We start from the raw sequence: 1,629 nt of genomic DNA, 5'->3' as shown, positions 1-1,629 counted from the left end.
TCAGCGTGCTCTGCCGCCCGATGGATTCCGGGCTCGCGACTTTCGTCGCGCCCCGGAATGACGCGGCTGCGTGCCCGAGGCATCGGCAAGCCCGACAATTGGGCATCCACCGACTTGAACGGGCGAGGCGAAAGGGATAACCACCCTCTCAGTTTTCCCTCCTTACGTGTCTAAAGGACAGGTTCACATGGCGCGCGACAAGATTGCTTTGATTGGCTCCGGTCAGATCGGCGGAACGCTGGCTCACCTCATCGGCCTGAAAGAACTGGGCGACGTCGTGATGTTCGACATCGCCGAGGGCGTGCCGCAGGGCAAGGCGCTCGACATTGCGCAGTCCTCGCCGGTCGACGGTTTTGACGCGCACTACACCGGCGCGAACTCCTACGAGGCGCTCGACAACGCCAAGGTCTGCATCGTCACCGCCGGCGTGCCGCGCAAGCCCGGCATGAGCCGCGACGATCTCCTCTCCATCAACCTCAAGGTCATGGAGCAGGTCGGTGCCGGCATCAAGAAGTACGCCCCCGACGCCTTCGTCATCTGCATCACCAACCCGCTCGATGCGATGGTCTGGGCGCTGCAGAAGGCCTCGGGCCTGCCGCACAAGAAGGTCGTCGGCATGGCCGGCGTGCTGGATTCGGCGCGCTTCCGCTACTTCCTGGCCGACGAGTTCAACGTGTCCGTTGAAGACGTCACCGCCTTCGTGCTCGGCGGTCATGGCGACACCATGGTGCCGCTGGTGAAGTACTCCACCGTCGCCGGCATCCCGCTGCCCGACCTCGTCAAGATGGGCTGGACCTCGCAGGCGCGCCTCGACGAGATCGTCGACCGCACTCGCAACGGCGGCGCCGAGATCGTCAACCTGCTCAAGACCGGTTCGGCCTTCTACGCCCCGGCCGCGTCCGCGATCGCGATGGCCGAGAGCTATCTGCGCGACAAGAAGCGCGTGCTGCCCTCGGCCGCGTACCTGAACGGCGAATATGGCGTGAAGGACATGTATGTCGGCGTGCCCGTCGTGATCGGCTCCAAGGGCGTCGAGCGCGTCGTCGAGATCGAGCTCGCCGGCAAGGACCGCGAGGCCTTCGACAAGTCGGTCGGCGCGGTGCAGGGCCTGGTCGACGCCTGCAAGAAGATCGCCCCCGATCTTCTCGGCCGCTAAGGCAAGACAATTCCCGCCGAAGATCGAAAACCGGTCTTCGGCGGTTTCACTTCCGGGGCCCGGCTGACCGACTTGTCGAAGGCTTGGCGGGTTCCGGTTCAGCAGTCCAGAGATCGATGTCAAAGAATCCGGGTTGCAGTTCCTGTGGTATATGGTATGCCAGCCACAAGACTGAGGTGGGCCTACGAGGTCACCGCCCGCGGGTTCAGGGAGCGACCATATGAATATCCATGAATATCAGGCCAAAGCGCTGCTGAATGAGTTCGGCGTGCCGATCTCCAAGGGCGTTCCGGTCCTGAAGGCCGCCGACGCGGACGCTGCGGCCAAGGCGCTGCCGGGCCCGGTCTGGGTGGTGAAGAGCCAGATTCACGCCGGTGGCCGCGGCAAGGGCAAGTTCAAGGAAGCTTCCGCCGGCGACAAGGGCGGCGTCCGCATCGCCAAGTCGGCCGCCGAGGTCTCCGAATTCGCCAAGC

General features: G+C 64.5%; 2 protein-coding genes. Both read left to right on the top strand.

All coding sequences use genetic code 11. The annotated features are described in order from the left end of the window. Positions 1–187: 187 nt before the first annotated feature. Positions 188–1,156, top strand: a complete 969-nt coding sequence (gene mdh / locus AC1D00_RS40210) for a malate dehydrogenase (protein ID WP_008145224.1) — start codon at positions 188–190, stop codon at positions 1,154–1,156. 220 nt (positions 1,157–1,376) lie between these two features. Next, positions 1,377–1,629: ATP-grasp domain-containing protein (locus AC1D00_RS40205; protein WP_477014518.1), on the top strand; the 253-nt coding region annotated here is incomplete at its 3' end.

Source organism: Bradyrhizobium sp. P2_E8 (genome assembly GCF_056403875.1).
This window is presented reverse-complemented; position numbering and strand designations above follow the sequence as displayed.